We start from the raw sequence: 15564 nt of genomic DNA on the forward strand, positions 1-15564 counted from the left end.
GGTTGGAGTTGACTGGTACTAATAGGCCGAGGGCTTGTCCTCAGTTGCTCGCGTCCACTGTGTTGGTTCTGAAATAACGAACTGTGTTGTTCCGGTTTGTTTGTTTCATAGTGTTTCGGTGGTTATTGCGTTAGGGAAACGCCCGGTTACATTCCGAACCCGGAAGCTAAGCCTTTCAGCGCCGATGGTACTGCAGGGGGGACCCTGTGGGAGAGTAGGACACCGCCGAACAATCTTTGATGAGGGCCGGTGGCCCGAAGAGTTTTTCTCTTCGGGCCACCGGCTCTTTTCGCGTTCACGGGTCTTCCGTGGAAGAACGGGGCGCTGGGCGTCGAGCCGTCCGTATCCCGCGTCTCCCATTGCGCATCCGTGTTCGTACCCGTATCGGCTTCCGTGTTCCGTATCCGGACAGCGGTCGGGTGTCGGGCAGGGGTCCGGGTGCCGGGCAGTTTCGGAAGCCGTGACGGTTCAGAGGGGACCGTTTTTCAGAGGCGGCCGGCTGCCTTCAGGGAGAGATACGCGTCGGCTAGAGCCGGAGCCAGCTCGTCGGGGGTGGCGTCGACGACGGTGACGCCGTGGCGGCGGAGCCGGTCGGCGCTGCGGGCCCGTTCGGCCTGGGTGCGGGCGGCTGCCGCTGCCTCGTAAACCGCCTCCACCGTGCCGCGGCCCGTGCTCATCTCCTGCACCCTCGGATCGGCGACAGCGGCGACCAGGACGGTGTGCCGGTGCGTGAGCTGGTGCAGTACGGGGAGCAGGCCTTCTTCGATCGGAGCGACGTCGAGGCTGGTCAGGAGCACGATGAGGGAGCGGCGGGGAGCGCTGCGGAGGGCCGTGGCCGCCAGCCCCCGGGCGTCTGTCTCGACGAGCGCCGGCTCCAGTGGTGCGAGGGCGCTGACGACGGCGGGCAGCAGGTCACCGGCGGCGCGGCTCTGGACGCTGGCCCTGATGCGGCGGTCGTACGCCAGGACGCCGACCTGGTCGCCGGCTCGCCCCGCCAGAGCGGTGAGCAGCAGTGCGGCGTCGATGGCGGCGTCGAGGCGGGGAGCGTCGCCGACCCGGCCCGCCGAGGTCCGGCCGGTGTCGAGGACGAGCAGAATGCGACGGTCGCGTTCCGGCCGCCAGGTGCGGACGGCGACGGAGGAGTGCCGGGCTGTCGCTCGCCAGTCGATGGAACGTGTGTCGTCACCCGGCACGTATTCACGGAGGCTGTCGAACTCGGTGCCCTCGCCGCGGGTGAGAACGCTGGTGCGGCCGTCCATCTCGCGGAGCCGTGCCATCTTCGCCGGAAGGTGCCGACGGCTCTTGAACGGGGGAAGAACTCGTACCTTCCAGGGCACCTCGTGGCTGCCCTGGCGCGCGGCCAGTCCGAGTGGGCCGTGGCTTCGCACGGTGACGCGGTCGGGGGTCCGTTCTCCCCGGCGGCTCGGGAGAAGGGTTGTGGTGAGCCGGGCGCGTTCGCCCGCGGGGACGGTCACCCGGTGGCGGGAGGCCGCTGCCGACGCGTCGGCACCGGCGGGGAGCGCGCTCGGGGGCCAGGCGTCACGGAGCACGGCCCGCAGCGGGCGGCGGCTCGGGTTGGTGAGAGTCAGGTGGACGGACGCCTGTTCACCAAGTCGAACGGATGTATCACCGGATCGAGTGAAACGAAGCCTGCGGACTGGTGCCGCCAGCAGGAGATCGGTGAGGATTGCCAGCAGCAGGGGGGAGTTCACGAGCAGCAGTCCGGCAGGGCTCGGCATCAGGACGCCCGTGACCAGGGCGCCCAGAACGGCGAGGAGAGCGGCTCGTCCGGTGAGGGCCATGAGAGTGCTCCGGCCGGCTCAGCGGGGGACCGGGACGTTGGCGAGGATCGCCTGGATGACGGAGTCGGCGGTGACTCCTTCCATCTCGGCCTCCGGCCGCAGTTGGACGCGGTGGCGCAGGGTGGGCAGGGCGAGGGCCTTCACGTCGTCGGGGATGACGTAGTCGCGGCCGGTGAGCCAGGCCCAGGCACGTGAGGTGGAGAGAAGTGCGGTGGCTCCGCGAGGGGAGGCGCCGAGGGAGAGCGAGGGGGATTCGCGCGTGGCACGACAGATATCGACGACATAGCCGGTGATCTCGGGGGAGACGGCGGTCTTGGCGACGCCGGCCCGGGCCGCCTCGAGATCGGCCGGGTTCGCGACGGGGCGCAGCCCGGCCGCGCGGAGGTCGCGGGGGTCGAAGCCCTCGACATGACGGGTGAGGACGTCGATCTCTTCCTGGCGGCCGGGCAGCGGGACGGTCAGCTTGAGCAGGAAGCGGTCCAGCTGGGCCTCGGGGAGCGGGTAGGTGCCCTCGTACTCCACGGGGTTCTGGGTGGCGGCGACCAGGAAGGGGTCGGGGAGGGCTCGCGGTGTGCCGTCGACCGTGATCTGGCGTTCCTCCATCGCTTCGAGCAGGGAGGCCTGAGTCTTGGGAGGGGTGCGGTTGATCTCGTCGGCGAGCAGGAGGTTGGTGAAGACGGGGCCGGGCTGGAAGGAGAATTCGGCGGTGCGGGCGTCGTAGACGAGTGAGCCGGTGACATCGCTCGGCATCAGGTCCGGGGTGAACTGGACGCGCTTGGTGTCGAGTTCGAGCGAGGCGGCGAGAGCGCGGATGAGGAGGGTCTTGGCGACTCCGGGAACGCCTTCGAGGAGGACGTGGCCCCGGCAGAGAAGGGCGACGACCAAGCCGGTCACGGCTGGGTCCTGGCCCACCACGGCCTTGGCGATCTCGGCCCTCAGCCCCTCCAGGGAGGCGCGGGCGCTGTCGGTGGTCGGGGCGCTCACGAGGTGCTGTCCCTTTCGGTCGATGTCGGCGGTTCGGCGGCCGGCGGCGGGGAGGCCGGCGATGCGGACGATGGCTGCTCCGGGGGCGCCGGCGGCGGTCCGGAGGCCCGGCTGGTGGAGGTGATGCGGTGCTCCAGGGCGTCGAGCTCGTCGGCGAGCCGGACGAGGGCTGCATCGGTCGGTGGGACGGAGCCGAAGAGCAGGTCCGTGACCTCGGTCGTCCCTTCCGGGAGGTGGGGGGTTACGGCGGGGGAGAGGAGGTCGGGCCGGTGGGCGTGTGAGGGGGGAACGCCGACGAAGGGGGCGATCCTGGCACGGGTGGCGGACCGGAGGGTCTCCGAGGCGCGGTCGCGGGCGTTCGCCTGCTGGTAGAGACGGGCCCGTCCCTCCGTGGCCTCGGACGCCCGTACGGCGACCGGCAGTCGCTCCGGGCTGATGGGGCCGAGGCGCCGTGCCCGCCACAGCGCGGCGAGGGCGGCGGCGACGGCCAGCTGGGCGGTGCCCCAGATCCAGCCCTCCGGGACGAGGTCGAGGAAACCGCGGTCACCGCCGTCCGAGGCGGCGGTGTCGCTGAGCGAGGGGAGATACCAGACGACCTCGGGGTGGGATCCGAGGAGTTGCAGGGCGAGCGAGGCGTTGCCGTTCTCGGCGAGGCGGTCGTTGTACAGGATGTCCGGTGAGCCGAGCAGGACGGTGTCGCGGCCGCGCGGCCCCGGTACCCGGAGCAGGGAGGGCAGATCGTCGCTGAGATAGCAGGAGGCCGCGTCGGGATCGTCCGAGGCGTAGCGGATGCCGCCGACGTCCGCGTCACCGGCGCGGCGCGCGGGGGCGAAGTCGCAGTCCGGTGAGCGGGGTGTGGCGCCGGCCGGGCCGGAGGCTCGTACGCCCGGCGCCAGGACGCCGACGGATGCCGGGCCGGGGGAGAGGAGGACGGCGCGGCCCGCCGAGCCGGCGGCGTCCTGGAGCAGTCGCTGCTGGCGGTCGGTGAGCCGGTCCGGCTCCGTGACGACCAGGGTGGACGAGGGGCCCGTGGCTTCGACGGCGGCGTCGGTGCTGGTCACGACGCGGGTCGTGACGCCGCGGTCGGCGAGAAGTTGGGCCACGGCACGGGTGCCGTAGCGGTCGGGGGAGCGCGGGTCGAGCCGGCCGTGCTGGTCGCCCGAGCGCAGGACGGCGAGGACGATGCCCGCCAGTACGAGCACGGCCAGGGCGACGAGCAGCCCCCGGGAGCGCGTCCAGAGCTGGTGGGCGGTCGCGGAGGTGGGACTGCCCGTGGTGGCGGGGCCGGTCATGAGGCGTCTCCGGTGGCGACCGGGGCGAGGACGGGCTTGCTGTGGCGGATCTCCTGGTCGAGATCGCGCAGCCGGGCGTAGGTCTCGGCGGTGGTCCGGCGGCCGCCGTAGGTGACGTCGTCGAAGTCCCGGGCGGCGGCGCGGAGCCGGTCCGCGTGGCCGGGGAGGGGACGGCCGGCCTCGGTGGCCGCCTCGTCGGCGGTGCGGCCCGGGCGCGGGGTGAGCAGGGCGCGCTCCTCCAGGGAGCGGACGAGGGCGCGGGTGTGTTCCTGTACGGCCTGTTCCCATCGTTGTGCGGCCGCGTGACGCTCGGCCTCGGCGCGGTGCTCGGCGGCGCTGCGCGGGCGGTCGTCGGGGAAGAGCGCGCCGGGGCTCTCCGGGCCGGGGCGCAGCGGGCCGAGCCGCAGCCGCAGGGCGACGGCGAGGAGCAGGACCACGGCCAGGATCACGGCGAGGCCCGCCGGGCCGCCGGGAGTGACACCGGCGGCGGCGTCGAAGAGAGTGTCGAGCCATTCCCAGAAGCGGTCGAGGGCGCGACGGAAGAGGCTGGGGTCGTTCTGGTGGTAGACGGATTCGGAGAGTTCGCGTTCGGCTGCTTCGCGGGCGGGCAGGCGCGGGGTGCGCACGGGGACCTCGTCACCGGTGCGCACCGCAAGGGGAACGGCCACGCCGCCCGCCGCCGCGATCACCGCATCAGCTCCCGGGGGCGCTGTCACCGGGGCGCCCGTCGGAGGCGTTCGGGGCGCCGTAGCCGGGGACGCCGGCGGCGCGGCCGAGTTCCAGGTCGAGTGCCTCGCGGCGGATCCGCTGGTCCATGTAGAGCAGGGCGGTGACCCCGGCGCTGATCGGGAAGGTGATGGTCGAGCTGATCACCGCTCCGATGCCGATGACGACGAGGAAGAGCCAGCCCGCCTCCGCGGACTCGCCTGCCAGCCAGTCCATCGCGCTCTCGCCGCCGACGAGCATGGCGATGAGACTCGTCGGGATCTCGATGACGGCGGCGACGAACACGATCAGGATCGTGGTGAGGATCTGGATGCCGAAGATGCGCCACCAGGCGCCCCGGACGAGCTTGGCGGAGCGGCGCATGGCGGCGATGACGCCCTGGCGCTCCAGCATCAGGGCCGGTGCGGCGAGGCTGAAGCGGATCCACAGCCATACGGCGACGACGAGGGCCGCGATGCCGCCGACGAGGGTGAGGGCGGCTCCGGCCCCCGCGGCGCCCGAGGCGACCACGGCCAGTCCGGGCGCCAGCAGCACGGCGGAGACCAGCAGGACCAGCAGGGGGATGAGCAGCAGCAGGCCGAGGAGCCGCAGCAGTTGCGGCCGGGAGTCCCGCCAGGCCTCGCCGGCCGACACGTCCCGGCCGATGACGGCCCGGCTGACGACCATGGTCAGCATCGCGGTGGCGATGATGGTCCCGAGTATGCCGACCACGCCCGTGACGCCGCTCCCGGCGAGGGTGCCGCCGACGGCGTCCAGGGCCTCGTCGACGGTGGGGTCGGGGTCGTTCTCCAGCGCGGTGATGCCTGCGGAGTCGCTGAACCACAGGCCGGTGACGGCGGTCGAGACGGCCTGCGTGACCACGGCGACCGCGAGGGAGATGCCGAGCACGGTGCGCCAGTGGGCGCGCATCGTCGACACGGCGCCGTCGAGGATCTCCCCGATGCCGAGGGGACGGAGCGGGATGATGCCGGGCTTCGCGACCGCGGGCGGCTGGGTCCAGCCCCAGCCCGGTCCGCCGCCCTGCCATCCTCCGGGGCCGGGTGCCGGTCCGCCGCCGGGCGGCGGGGGCGGTCCCTGGCCGGCGGGCGTCACCCACTGCCCGCCGGGCGGCTGCTCCTTGGACCAGTTCACCGGCGGGGCGTCGCGGTCCTCGGGGACCGGCCGGTCCGACTCCGGCGGGGTGCCCTGTCCCGGCTCGTCGGAGGGGCCCGATCCGGGCGAAGCCCAGCCCGGAGAGTTGTTCATCTTCGCTCCTAACGCGGTGCCCGCCCGCAGGCTCCTCCTGTCTCCTCGGGAGGGGCCGGGCCCCTCGGGACAGCGTGGCCGCGGCCGGGTTGGCTGCCATCGTGCCACGCGGCACCGTCATCGGTGACCGCCCCTGTCTCTTCGCCGTACCCCGGCCGCACCTTCAAATACCCGGGGGGCAGCGGGCAGACTGTGCGGATGGCTGATCAGGAGGCGGTATCCCAGGCGGTTCAGGCGTCGCCGGAAGTTCCCGTGCTGCGCTGGGAGGAACCTCCCGAAGGCCCGGTGCTGGTGCTTCTCGACCAGACCCGGTTGCCGGCCGAGGAGGTCGAGCTGGTGTGCACGGACGTCCCCGCGCTGGTGGAGGCCGTCGGTTCGCTGGCCGTGCGCGGTGCGCCGCTGCTCGGCATAGCGGGGGCGTACGGAGTGGCCCTCGCCGCCGCCCGGGGGTACGACGTGGAGGAGGCGGCGGAGCTGCTCGCGCACGCCCGGCCCACGGCGGTCAACCTGGGGCTCGGGGTGCGGCGCGGGCTGGAGGCGTACCGGCGGGCCGCCGGCGGCGGTGCCGGGCGTGCGGAGGCGGCCGCGGCGGCGCTCGCCGAGGCCCGCGCGCTGCACCGGGAGGACGCCGAGGCGAGCGCGCGGATGGCGGAGCACGGGGCGTCCCTGCTGCACGAGCTGCTGCCGGGCGGCACCTACCGGATCCTCACGCACTGCAACACGGGCCGGCTGGTGTCGGGCGGTGAGGGCACGGCGCTCGCCGTGGTGCGGGCCGTGCACCGCACGGGACGGCTGCGGCGGCTGTGGGTGGACGAGACGCGTCCGCTGCTCCAGGGGGCGCGGCTCACCGCCTGGGAGGCGGCGCGGGCCGGGATGCCGTACTCCCTGCTGACGGACAACGCGGCCGGGTCGCTGTTCTCCGCGGGCGAGGTGGACGCGGTGCTGATCGGCGCGGACCGGATCGCGGCCGACGGCTCGGTGGCGAACAAGGTGGGCAGCTATCCGCTGGCGGTGCTGGCGCGCTACCACCATGTGCCGTTCGTCGTGGTGGCGCCGGTGACGACGGTCGACCCGGAGACGCCCGACGGGGCGTCGATCGAGGTCGAGCAGCGGCCGGCGCACGAGGTGACGGAGTGCGCGGCCGCGCACGGCCCGGGAGCCGGCCGGGAGGCGGGTGGCGGGCACCTGGTGACCCCGCTGGGCACCCAGGCGTACAACCCGGCCTTCGACGTCACCCCGGCCGAACTGGTGACCGCCATCGTCACGGAACGCGGGGTACTGTCACCGGTCACGCCGGACGGAATCGGGCAGCTGTGTGCCGGGTCACGCCGGGCCGCGATGAGCTGATGGGATGATGTCCATTATGAAAGGTCGCGTCCTCGTCGTCGATGACGACACCGCCCTGGCAGAGATGCTCGGCATCGTGCTGCGCGGCGAAGGTTTTGAACCATCGTTCGTCTCGGACGGAGACAAGGCCCTGGCGGCCTTCCGCGAGACCAAACCCGATCTCGTCCTGCTCGACCTGATGCTGCCCGGCCGGGACGGCATCGAAGTGTGCCGGCTGATCCGGGCCGAGTCCGGGGTGCCGGTCGTCATGCTGACCGCCAAGACCGACACGGTCGACGTGGTGGTCGGCCTGGAGTCCGGCGCCGACGACTACATCGTCAAGCCGTTCAAGCCCAAGGAGCTGGTGGCGCGGATCCGTGCCCGGCTGCGGCGCTCGGAGGAGCCCGCGCCGGAGCAGCTGGCCATCGGCGATCTGGTGATCGATGTGGCCGGGCACTCCGTGAAGCGGGCCGGGCAGTCGATCGCCCTGACGCCGCTGGAGTTCGATCTGCTGGTCGCGCTGGCCCGCAAGCCGTGGCAGGTGTTCACCCGCGAGGTGCTGCTCGAGCAGGTGTGGGGCTACCGGCACGCCGCGGACACCCGGCTGGTCAACGTGCACGTGCAGCGGCTGCGCTCGAAGGTCGAGAAGGACCCGGAGCGGCCGGAGATCGTGGTGACGGTGCGCGGTGTCGGATACAAGGCGGGGCCCAACTGAGATGTCCGGGCACGGTGCTGCTCCGGAGCGCAACGAGGGGCGGCCCGTCGATCCGGTGAGCAGGATTTCCCTGTACGACCGCCTCTGGCAGGGCGGCAGCCTGCTGCAGGACGGGGCGCCGGGCGGCCCCGCGCATCCCGTGCTGCGCCTGGTGCTGCGCTGGGTGCGGCGGCCGCTGCTGCCCGCGCTGCGGCTGTGGCGGCGCAACATCCAGCTGCGGGTCGTCGCGGGCACCCTGCTGATGTCGCTCGGCGTGGTGCTGCTGCTCGGCCTGGTCGTCATCGGCCAGGTGCGCAACGGCCTGCAGGACGCCAAGCAGGGCGCGGCGCAGAGCCAGGCCGCGGGCGGTTTCAAGGTCGCGCAGGACCAGGCCGACGCGGACTCCCGCGGCGAGACCGGGCGCCGGACCGACGACCCGGCGCAGCTGAACTCCGGAGTCTGGCTCACCGCGCTCGTGGAACAGCTGGCCAGCGGCGGGCAGGGCGTGTACTCCATCGTGGCACTCAGCTCGGACAGCCAGCAGCCGTTCGTCGACGACAGCAGCGGCACCCGCTCGCCGCGTTCCTCCGGTGACGTGCAGCCGGAGCTGAGCGTGCCGCAGGAACTGCGGGACACCCTCGACGAGGACCCGCGGACCCACCAGCAGTACACGCGGGTGGTCCGCGGCTCCGGCGAGGGGGAGCCCGCGCTGGCGATCGGCAAGCAGCTCAACGACGTCAACGGCAATCCGTACCAGCTGTACTACCTCTTCCCGTTCACCCAGGAGGAGAAGACGCTCAGCCTGGTCAAGACGACGCTGGCGACCGCCGGGGTGTTCGTGGTCGTTCTGCTGGGCGCCATCGCCTGGCTCGTGGTGCGGCAGGTCGTCACGCCGGTACGGATGGCCGCGGGGATCTCGGAGCGGCTGGCTGCCGGGCTGCTCCAGGAGCGGATGAAGGTCACCGGTGAGGACGACATCGCCCGGCTGGGCGAGTCGTTCAACAAGATGGCGCAGAACCTCCAGCTCAAGATCCAGCAGCTGGAGGATCTCTCCCGGATGCAGCGCCGGTTCGTCTCCGACGTGTCGCACGAGCTGCGCACCCCGCTGACGACCGTACGGATGGCCGCCGACGTCATCCACGACGAGAAGGACTCCTTCGACCCGGCGACCGCCCGCTCGGCGGAGCTGCTGCGCGGACAGCTGGACCGTTTCGAGTCGCTGCTGGCGGACCTGCTGGAGATCAGCCGGTTCGACGCGGGGGCGGCGGCGCTGGAGGCCGAGCCGGTCGATCTGCGGGACGTGGTGTCCCGGGTGATCGAGGGGGCCGAGCCGCTGGCGGTGAACACGGGCAGCCGCATCGTGGTGCGCGGCGCCGAGCAGCCGGTGGTCGCCGAGGTCGACGCACGTCGTATCGAACGGGTGCTGCGGAACCTCGTGGTCAACGCCGTGGAGCACGGTGAGGGCAGGGACGTCGTGGTGCGGCTGGCCGCGGCCGGCGGTGCGGTAGCCGTCGCGGTGCGGGACTACGGCGTCGGGCTCAAGCCCGGCGAGGCGACCCGGGTCTTCAACCGCTTCTGGCGTGCCGACCCCGCCCGCGCCCGCACGACCGGGGGGACCGGGCTGGGCCTGTCGATCGCCGTCGAGGACGCCAGGCTGCACGGCGGCTGGCTCCAGGCGTGGGGCGAACCGGGCGGCGGCTCGCAGTTCCGGCTGACCCTGCCGCGCACCGCGGACGACTCGCTGCGCGGGTCACCGATCCCGCTGGAACCCGAGGACTCCCGGCGCGGGCTCCGGGAGGCGGCGGAGCCACCGGCCGCGGGGGCGACCCGGGCGCCGGGCCCGCCGCCGCTGCCGCGGAACGAGCCGGCGGCTGCGGACGGGGCAGCCTCGTCGGCGGACCCGGCTTCGCTGCCCGGCAGCGGCGCCCGCGTGGTGTCGCGCGCCGGGGGCGTACGGGAGAACGAGGGGCGCCGGGCTCCCCGGCCGCCCGGCGATGGCGCCACCGGCGGCGAGCACAGCGGCAACCACGGCAGCAGCGATCACAGCGGCGGCAGCAGCAACCACGGCAGCAGCGGTCACGGCGGTGGCAGCGGCAACCACAGCAGCAACCACAGCGGTGGCAGCGGCAACCACAGCAACAGCAACCACAGCGGTGGCACCAGCATCAACAGCAGCAGTGACAGCAGTGACAGCAGTGACGGGGACGGCGACGGGGAGGGCGGCTCGCGTGAGTTCTGACCGGCACATCCACCGGACCGGACACCGCTACCGCGCGGCGGTGCGGCTGTGCGTCCCCGTCCTCTGCGGGATCGTGGTGCTGGCGGGCTGCGCGTCGATGCCCGACGGCGGAGAGGTGCGCCGGGTCGACGCCTCGCAGCCCGCGGACCCCGACTCGCAGGTGCGGGTGTTCCCCGTACCGCCGCGCAAGGGGGAGCTGCCGGACGACATCGTGCGCGGCTTCCTGGAGGCCACGACCAGCGACGAGGCGGACTTCAGCACGGCCCGGCAGTACCTCACCGAGGAGGCGTCGGAGAACTGGGACCCGTTCTCGAAGACGACCGTGCTGGAGGACGGGCCGGTGCCGCGGATGGAGCCCGTGCCGGGGGACGTGCCGGGCAAGGGCGCGGTCGCCGTGCTGAGCGGGCGGCAGCGGGCCAGCGTCGACCAGAAGCAGGCGTACAAGCCGGAGGACGCGTCCTACCAGGCGCGGGTGCATCTGACGAAGGTGCGCGGCGAGTGGCGGATCGACGGGCCGCCGGACGGGCTGGTGCTCGGACAGTCCGACTTCGAGCGGATCTACCGCTCGGTCAACAACTACTACTTCGCGTATCCGGGCAAGGGCGGCTCGGACACCGGCACCGGAGGGGACGTGCTCGTCGCCGACCCGGTCTATCTGCGCAAACGCGTGGACCTGGTGACCTCGGCGGTCGAGACGCTGCTGCGCGGCCCGGGAGACTGGCTGGACCCGGTCGCCGCGACGAAGTTCCCGCGGGGCACGAAGATCGTCGACGAGTCGCTGTCGCTGGACGACGTGGGCGGCCTGCGGGTACGGCTCAACGACCGCGGCTCCCGGGTGGGGCCGCTGCAGTGCAACCAGATGGCCTCACAGCTGCTGTTCACCGTGCAGGACATCGCGTCGGCCCAGGTGAAGCAGGTCGAGCTGGCCGACGCCGAGGGCGCCCGGCTCTGCGTGGTCACCCGCGCCGACGCCGCCGCCTACGCCCCGGCCGGGCTCAAGGACCAGCACCCCGAGCAGCAGTACTTCATCGACGCCCAGGGCCGGATGGCGAGCCTGCCGCCCGGCGGCGAGGAGCCGGTCCGGGTCGAGGGGCCCTTCGGCGCCGGCGAGGTGCCGCTGCGGTCGATCGGTGTCGCCCGCGACGAGCGGACGGCGGCGGCCGTCTCGCAGGACGCCCGCAAGCTGTACGTGGCCCCGCTCGAGGAGGGCGCGGAACTCGGGGAGTCCCTGCTGACCAGCGAGGCGCTGCGGGCCGAGGACGGGCTCACCCCGCCCAGCTGGGACGGGCACGGCGACCTGTGGATCGCGGACCGCGACCCGGAGCGGTCCCGGCTGCTGCGCCTGGAGGGCGGCACCGGTGAGCCGCAGGAGGTCGTGGTGCCCTCGCTCGGGAAGGGCAGGATCAAGTCGCTGCGGGTGGCCTCCGACGGGGTACGGATCGCGCTGGTCGTACAGCGGAACGGACACGCCTCGCTGGAGCTGGGGCGGATCGAGCAGAAGGCGGACGGTACCGGTGAGCCCCGGCTGTCGGTGAACGACCTGCGGTCGGTCACCCCGCAGCTGGAGGACGTGGAGTCGGCGTCCTGGGCGGGCGACAGCCGGCTGGTGGTCGTCGGCCAGGAATCCGGCGTACGGCAGCTGCTGTACGTACAGACGGACGGCTCCGTGGCGAACACGCCGACGCTGCCGGGAGCCAACGGCGTCACGGCCGTCGCGGCCTCGGAGGACGAGGACAAGCCGTTGCTGGCGGACTCCGACGACGGGATCGTCCGGCTCCCCGCGGGCGCCGGCTGGCAACTGGTGACGAAGCAGGGGTCGGCGCCCGTCTATCCCGGATAGCGGCGGGACCGCGAGAACGGACGGCGAGCGGACCACGAGGGGCGGGCAGCACGGGCGGACCGGAAGCGCCTCGCCCGTCGGTCCTCGCGGGCTGTTCTTGCCGTCCGCCCGCCGTGCCGTGTCATACGGCGGCGGGCGGCGGTTCCTCGGGTGCGCGGGCGGCCGGTCGGCCGGGGCTCCGAGGAGTGCCCGGGCGCCGCGGGGGCCGGTGGGCGGGGTGTGCGCGAGCCGGTGGGCCGGGGGCGGGCGCCGGAGCCCCGGCCGGCCGCCTCGTGGCGGCCGCGGGGCGCACATGCCGGTCCGCCCGGGCGTCGGGGAGTTTTCCACAGGGGTGGTGGACGGACGCCGGCAGGGGGAGAGTGGCGTCGTGGGCGGATGGTGGCAGGAGATCACGGAGCTGGTGCTGCCGGCCGACTGCGCGGGGTGCGGAGAGCCGCGCACCGCGCTGTGCGGCCGGTGCCGCGCGGCCCTGTCCGGCCGGGCCGCCGGCCCGGTGCGGCCGGACCCGGTGCCGGACGGCCTGCCGCCGGTCCGTGCCGCCGCTCCGTACGCCGACGAGGTGCGGGCCGTGCTGCTCGCGCACAAGGAGCGCGGTGCGCTCGGGCTGTCCCGGCCGCTGGGCGCCGCGCTCGCCGGAGCAGCCAGGGTGGCGGCCCCCGGTGACGGGCCGCTGCTGCTCGTGCCGGTGCCGTCCGCGCGCCGCTCGGTGGCGGCACGCGGGCACGACCCGACGCGCCGGATCGCTCGCTCTGCGGCGGCCGAGCTGCGCCGGGCCGGGCGCCCGGCCCGGCTGTGCGCGGCGCTCCGGCAGCGGCGTCCCGTCGCCGACCAGTCGGGGCTGTCCGCGCGCCGGAGGCTCGGGAACCTCATGGGGGCGCTGGAGGCGCCCGCACCGGCGGCGCGGTGGCTGCGGGAGGCTCCGGTGCTGCTCGTGGACGACTTGATGACCACCGGAGCCTCGCTCGCCGAATCCGCGCGTTCGGTCCGGGCGGTCGGCGGGCAGGTGACCGGTGCGGCCGTGGTCGCGGCGCCTCCGACGGCGTTCCGCGGTCGCCGGGGCCGCGAGCGGCCCCAACCGGAACGGTTCGGGGACGAGCGTCGTTCCAGGTAGTGAGAGGAGCGAAAGCAGCGAAACGGAGGTACGCGCCGGTAGGGGGTGCCGACTCCCGTCCGGTCGAGCTATGTTCGATTGTGAGGAATGGCAGAAGGTGAACCTTTTCCATCGAACTGGACCTGTTTCGCAGCTTCTGCGCCGACCCTGAAGTCGATGGGGTGTTGATCTTGTCGACTGGGGAGGAGGAGGTGAAAGTCGCAACGCCGCGGCTCCCGGTCACGGGGCCCGTGGTGGTGCAGCAGACGCAGTGCCGGACGGGCCCAGCCCGCGCGGGCGACCCGCCGGCCTCAGCGCACATGGACGGGCGCCGCCTCCGGGCGGAGTCGTCCGGGAACGGAGTTCTGCGTGGACATCGTCGTCAAGGGCCGCAAGACCGAGGTGCCCGAGCGCTTCCGCAAGCACGTGGCCGAGAAGCTGAAGCTGGACAAGATCCAGAAGCTCGACGGCAAGGTGATCAGTCTCGACGTCGAGGTCTCGAAGGAGCACAACCCGCGTCAGGCCAACCGTTCGGACCGCGTCGAGATCACCCTCCGTTCGCGTGGACCGGTGATCCGTGCCGAGGCCGCGGCGGGCGACCCCTACGCGGCACTGGACGCGGCGACGGCCCGGCTCGAGGCGCAGCTGCGCAGGCGGGGCGACAAGCGTCGGGTGCACCGGAAGCCGGGACGGACGCCCATGAGCGTCGCGGCCGCCACCGCACCGCTCGCCGAGCACCTCAACGGCACGGCACCGGCGGAGGAGAAGCCCGCCGAGCAGGCCGTCCCGACGAAGCGGATCGGCAGCCTGGAGGTCCAGGGCGACGGGCCGCTGGTGGTCCGCGAGAAGACGCACGTGGCGGCCCCGATGAGCCTCGACCAGGCGCTGTACGAGATGGAGTTGGTCGGCCACGACTTCTACCTGTTCATCGACGCCGACACCAAGCAGCCCAGCGTGGTCTACCGTCGGCACGCCTATGACTACGGCGTCATCCATCTCGAGTCCGACTCGATGACCGCCGAACCGCCCGGTGGTGCCGGCGGCGCGCTCGGCGGCTGAACCCTTACGGCCGACGCCCCCCGGGAGCGCCCGTGCGCCCCCGGGGGCTCCGGCGTGCGACGACGGGGGCACGACGCCACCGGCCGGGCATGGAATCATGGCGGGGCGGCCAACGCGCCCCCTCGGGGGTGCCGTTGGCCCGGCACGCAATCGAGGGCCGAGACCCTCAGGGGGAGGAACCATGGCGGACAGCTTCGGGCCCGTGACCGGCGGGGACGGCGGCGGGCGGGGCGCCGGCGACGACGGTCCGGACGCGAGCCCGTCGCCGGCGGAGCCCATCCGGGTTCTCGTCGTGGACGACCACGCGCTGTTCCGGCGCGGCCTGGAGATCGTCCTCGCGCAGGAGGAGGACATCGAGGTCGTCGGTGAGGCGGCGGACGGCGCGGAGGCGGTGGACAAGGCGGCCGACCTGCTGCCCGACATCGTTCTGATGGATGTCCGGATGCCGAAGCGGGGCGGGATCGAGGCCTGCACCTCGATCAAGGAGGTGGCCCCCAGCGCCAAGATCATCATGCTGACGATCAGCGATGAGGAGGCCGACCTCTACGACGCGATCAAGGCGGGTGCCACCGGCTATCTCCTGAAGGAGATCTCCACGGACGAGGTCGCCACCGCCATCCGAGCGGTCGCGGACGGCCAGTCCCAGATCAGCCCGTCCATGGCGTCGAAGCTGCTCACCGAGTTCAAGTCCATGATCCAGCGCACCGACGAGCGGCGTCTCGTCCCCGCGCCGCGGCTGACCGAGCGCGAGCTGGAGGTGCTCAAGCTCGTCGCCACGGGCATGAACAACAGGGACATCGCCAAGGAGCTGTTCATCAGCGAGAACACCGTGAAGAACCACGTCCGCAACATCCTGGAGAAGCTGCAGCTGCACTCCCGGATGGAAGCCGTGGTCTACGCGATGCGGGAGAAGATCCTCGAGATCCGATGACGCCCCGGGCGGGCCCGACCCCGGGCGGCCCAGCCGCCGGGCACGTCCCCGGGACCGGCCGCCCCCGCTCCCGCCCGCTCCGGCTCCCGTCCGCTCCCGCCGTACAGCTCGGCTCGGCTCAGCTCGGCCCCGGCACTCTGCCCCGCCTCGGCGTACAGCTCGGCTCAACTCGGTCCGGCCCCTTGCCCCCGCCTCGGCGTACAGCTCGGCCAGGCCCGGCCCCCGCCTCTGCCGTGCACCTCAGCCCGGTCCGGTCCGGCCCCTGCCCCCGCCTCGGTCTTACAGCTCGGCCCGGTCCGGCTCGGCGCGGCCCCTCTCGCGCCTCGCCGGCCCCGC

General features: G+C 73.3%; 12 protein-coding genes and 1 rRNA gene. 8 read left to right on the forward strand and 5 right to left on the reverse strand.

The window, feature by feature from the left end; genetic code table 11:
• The first annotated feature begins 114 nt into the window (after positions 1-114).
• Positions 115-231: ribosomal RNA gene (gene rrf / locus GCU69_RS15570) — 5S ribosomal RNA — on the forward strand.
• A 254-nt stretch (positions 232-485) separates the two neighbouring features.
• Here rrf and GCU69_RS15575 read toward each other — a convergent pair.
• Genes GCU69_RS15575 through GCU69_RS15595 form a run of 5 tightly spaced genes read right to left on the reverse strand, consistent with a single transcriptional unit; the run spans position 486 to position 6049 of the window.
• Positions 486-1802 carry a DUF58 domain-containing protein gene (locus GCU69_RS15575; protein WP_156206379.1) on the reverse strand — a complete coding sequence of 439 codons (1317 nt, stop codon included), beginning with the start codon at positions 1800-1802 and terminating at the stop codon, positions 486-488.
• Between the two features lie 18 nt (positions 1803-1820).
• Positions 1821-2786 carry an AAA family ATPase gene (locus tag GCU69_RS15580; protein ID WP_156206380.1) on the reverse strand — a complete coding sequence of 322 codons (966 nt, stop codon included), beginning with the start codon at positions 2784-2786 and terminating at the stop codon, positions 1821-1823.
• The gene (locus tag GCU69_RS15585; RefSeq protein ID WP_156206381.1) at positions 2783-4078 is read right to left on the reverse strand and encodes a DUF4350 domain-containing protein; all 1296 of its coding nucleotides are present in this window, start codon (positions 4076-4078) and stop codon (positions 2783-2785) included. Before GCU69_RS15585 ends, GCU69_RS15580 begins: the two co-directional genes overlap by 4 nt.
• On the reverse strand, positions 4075-4746 hold the full coding sequence (locus tag GCU69_RS15590; RefSeq protein WP_408055812.1) for a DUF4129 domain-containing protein: 672 nt from the start codon (positions 4744-4746) through the stop codon (positions 4075-4077). The genes GCU69_RS15585 and GCU69_RS15590 overlap by 4 nt, the downstream gene beginning before the upstream one ends.
• A gap of 25 nt (positions 4747-4771) precedes the next feature.
• On the reverse strand, positions 4772-6049 hold the full coding sequence (locus GCU69_RS15595; protein WP_098752177.1) for a DUF7544 domain-containing protein: 1278 nt from the start codon (positions 6047-6049) through the stop codon (positions 4772-4774).
• 198 nt (positions 6050-6247) lie between these two features.
• Here GCU69_RS15595 and mtnA point away from each other — a divergent pair, with 198 nt between their 5' ends.
• From mtnA to GCU69_RS15630, 7 genes are all read left to right on the forward strand, one after another.
• Positions 6248-7396 carry an S-methyl-5-thioribose-1-phosphate isomerase gene (mtnA, locus tag GCU69_RS15600; RefSeq protein ID WP_098752176.1) on the forward strand — a complete coding sequence of 383 codons (1149 nt, stop codon included), beginning with the start codon at positions 6248-6250 and terminating at the stop codon, positions 7394-7396.
• 4 nt (positions 7397-7400) lie between these two features.
• Positions 7401-8090 carry an MtrAB system response regulator MtrA gene (gene mtrA, locus GCU69_RS15605; protein ID WP_218037931.1) on the forward strand — a complete coding sequence of 230 codons (690 nt, stop codon included), beginning with the start codon at positions 7401-7403 and terminating at the stop codon, positions 8088-8090.
• 1 nt (position 8091) lies between these two features.
• On the forward strand, positions 8092-10308 hold the full coding sequence (mtrB, locus tag GCU69_RS15610) for an MtrAB system histidine kinase MtrB (protein ID WP_235978500.1): 2217 nt from the start codon (positions 8092-8094) through the stop codon (positions 10306-10308).
• A complete protein-coding gene (locus tag GCU69_RS15615; protein WP_235978501.1) occupies positions 10298-12148 on the forward strand; it encodes an LpqB family beta-propeller domain-containing protein in 1851 nt (616 codons plus the stop codon). Before mtrB ends, GCU69_RS15615 begins: the two co-directional genes overlap by 11 nt.
• A 367-nt stretch (positions 12149-12515) precedes the next feature.
• Positions 12516-13259 carry a ComF family protein gene (locus tag GCU69_RS15620; RefSeq protein WP_098752173.1) on the forward strand — a complete coding sequence of 248 codons (744 nt, stop codon included), beginning with the start codon at positions 12516-12518 and terminating at the stop codon, positions 13257-13259.
• A gap of 348 nt (positions 13260-13607) precedes the next feature.
• The gene (gene hpf, locus GCU69_RS15625) at positions 13608-14297 is read left to right on the forward strand and encodes a ribosome hibernation-promoting factor, HPF/YfiA family (protein ID WP_098752172.1); all 690 of its coding nucleotides are present in this window, start codon (positions 13608-13610) and stop codon (positions 14295-14297) included.
• Between the two features lie 181 nt (positions 14298-14478).
• Positions 14479-15228, forward strand: coding sequence for a response regulator (locus tag GCU69_RS15630; RefSeq protein ID WP_098752171.1), 750 nt, complete (start codon positions 14479-14481; stop codon positions 15226-15228).
• Positions 15229-15564: the final 336 nt, after the last annotated feature.

The sequence above is a fragment of the Streptomyces lycii genome (genome assembly GCF_009735685.1).
Taxonomy (GTDB): Bacteria; Actinomycetota; Actinomycetes; order Streptomycetales; family Streptomycetaceae; genus Streptomyces; species Streptomyces lycii.

Excerpts from the sequence above, each read along its gene's own strand:
- mtrA (WP_218037931.1), top strand. The coding sequence starts at position 7,401 with ATGATGTCCATTATGAAAGGTCGCGTCCTCGTCGTCGATGACGACACC.
- GCU69_RS15595 (WP_098752177.1), bottom strand. The coding sequence starts at position 6,049 with ATGAACAACTCTCCGGGCTGGGCTTCGCCCGGATCGGGCCCCTCCGAC.
- mtnA (WP_098752176.1), top strand. The coding sequence starts at position 6,248 with ATGGCTGATCAGGAGGCGGTATCCCAGGCGGTTCAGGCGTCGCCGGAA.
- GCU69_RS15585 (WP_156206381.1), bottom strand. The coding sequence starts at position 4,078 with ATGACCGGCCCCGCCACCACGGGCAGTCCCACCTCCGCGACCGCCCAC.
- GCU69_RS15575 (WP_156206379.1), bottom strand. The coding sequence starts at position 1,802 with ATGGCCCTCACCGGACGAGCCGCTCTCCTCGCCGTTCTGGGCGCCCTG.
- GCU69_RS15630 (WP_098752171.1), top strand. The coding sequence starts at position 14,479 with ATGGCGGACAGCTTCGGGCCCGTGACCGGCGGGGACGGCGGCGGGCGG.
- mtrB (WP_235978500.1), top strand. The coding sequence starts at position 8,092 with ATGTCCGGGCACGGTGCTGCTCCGGAGCGCAACGAGGGGCGGCCCGTC.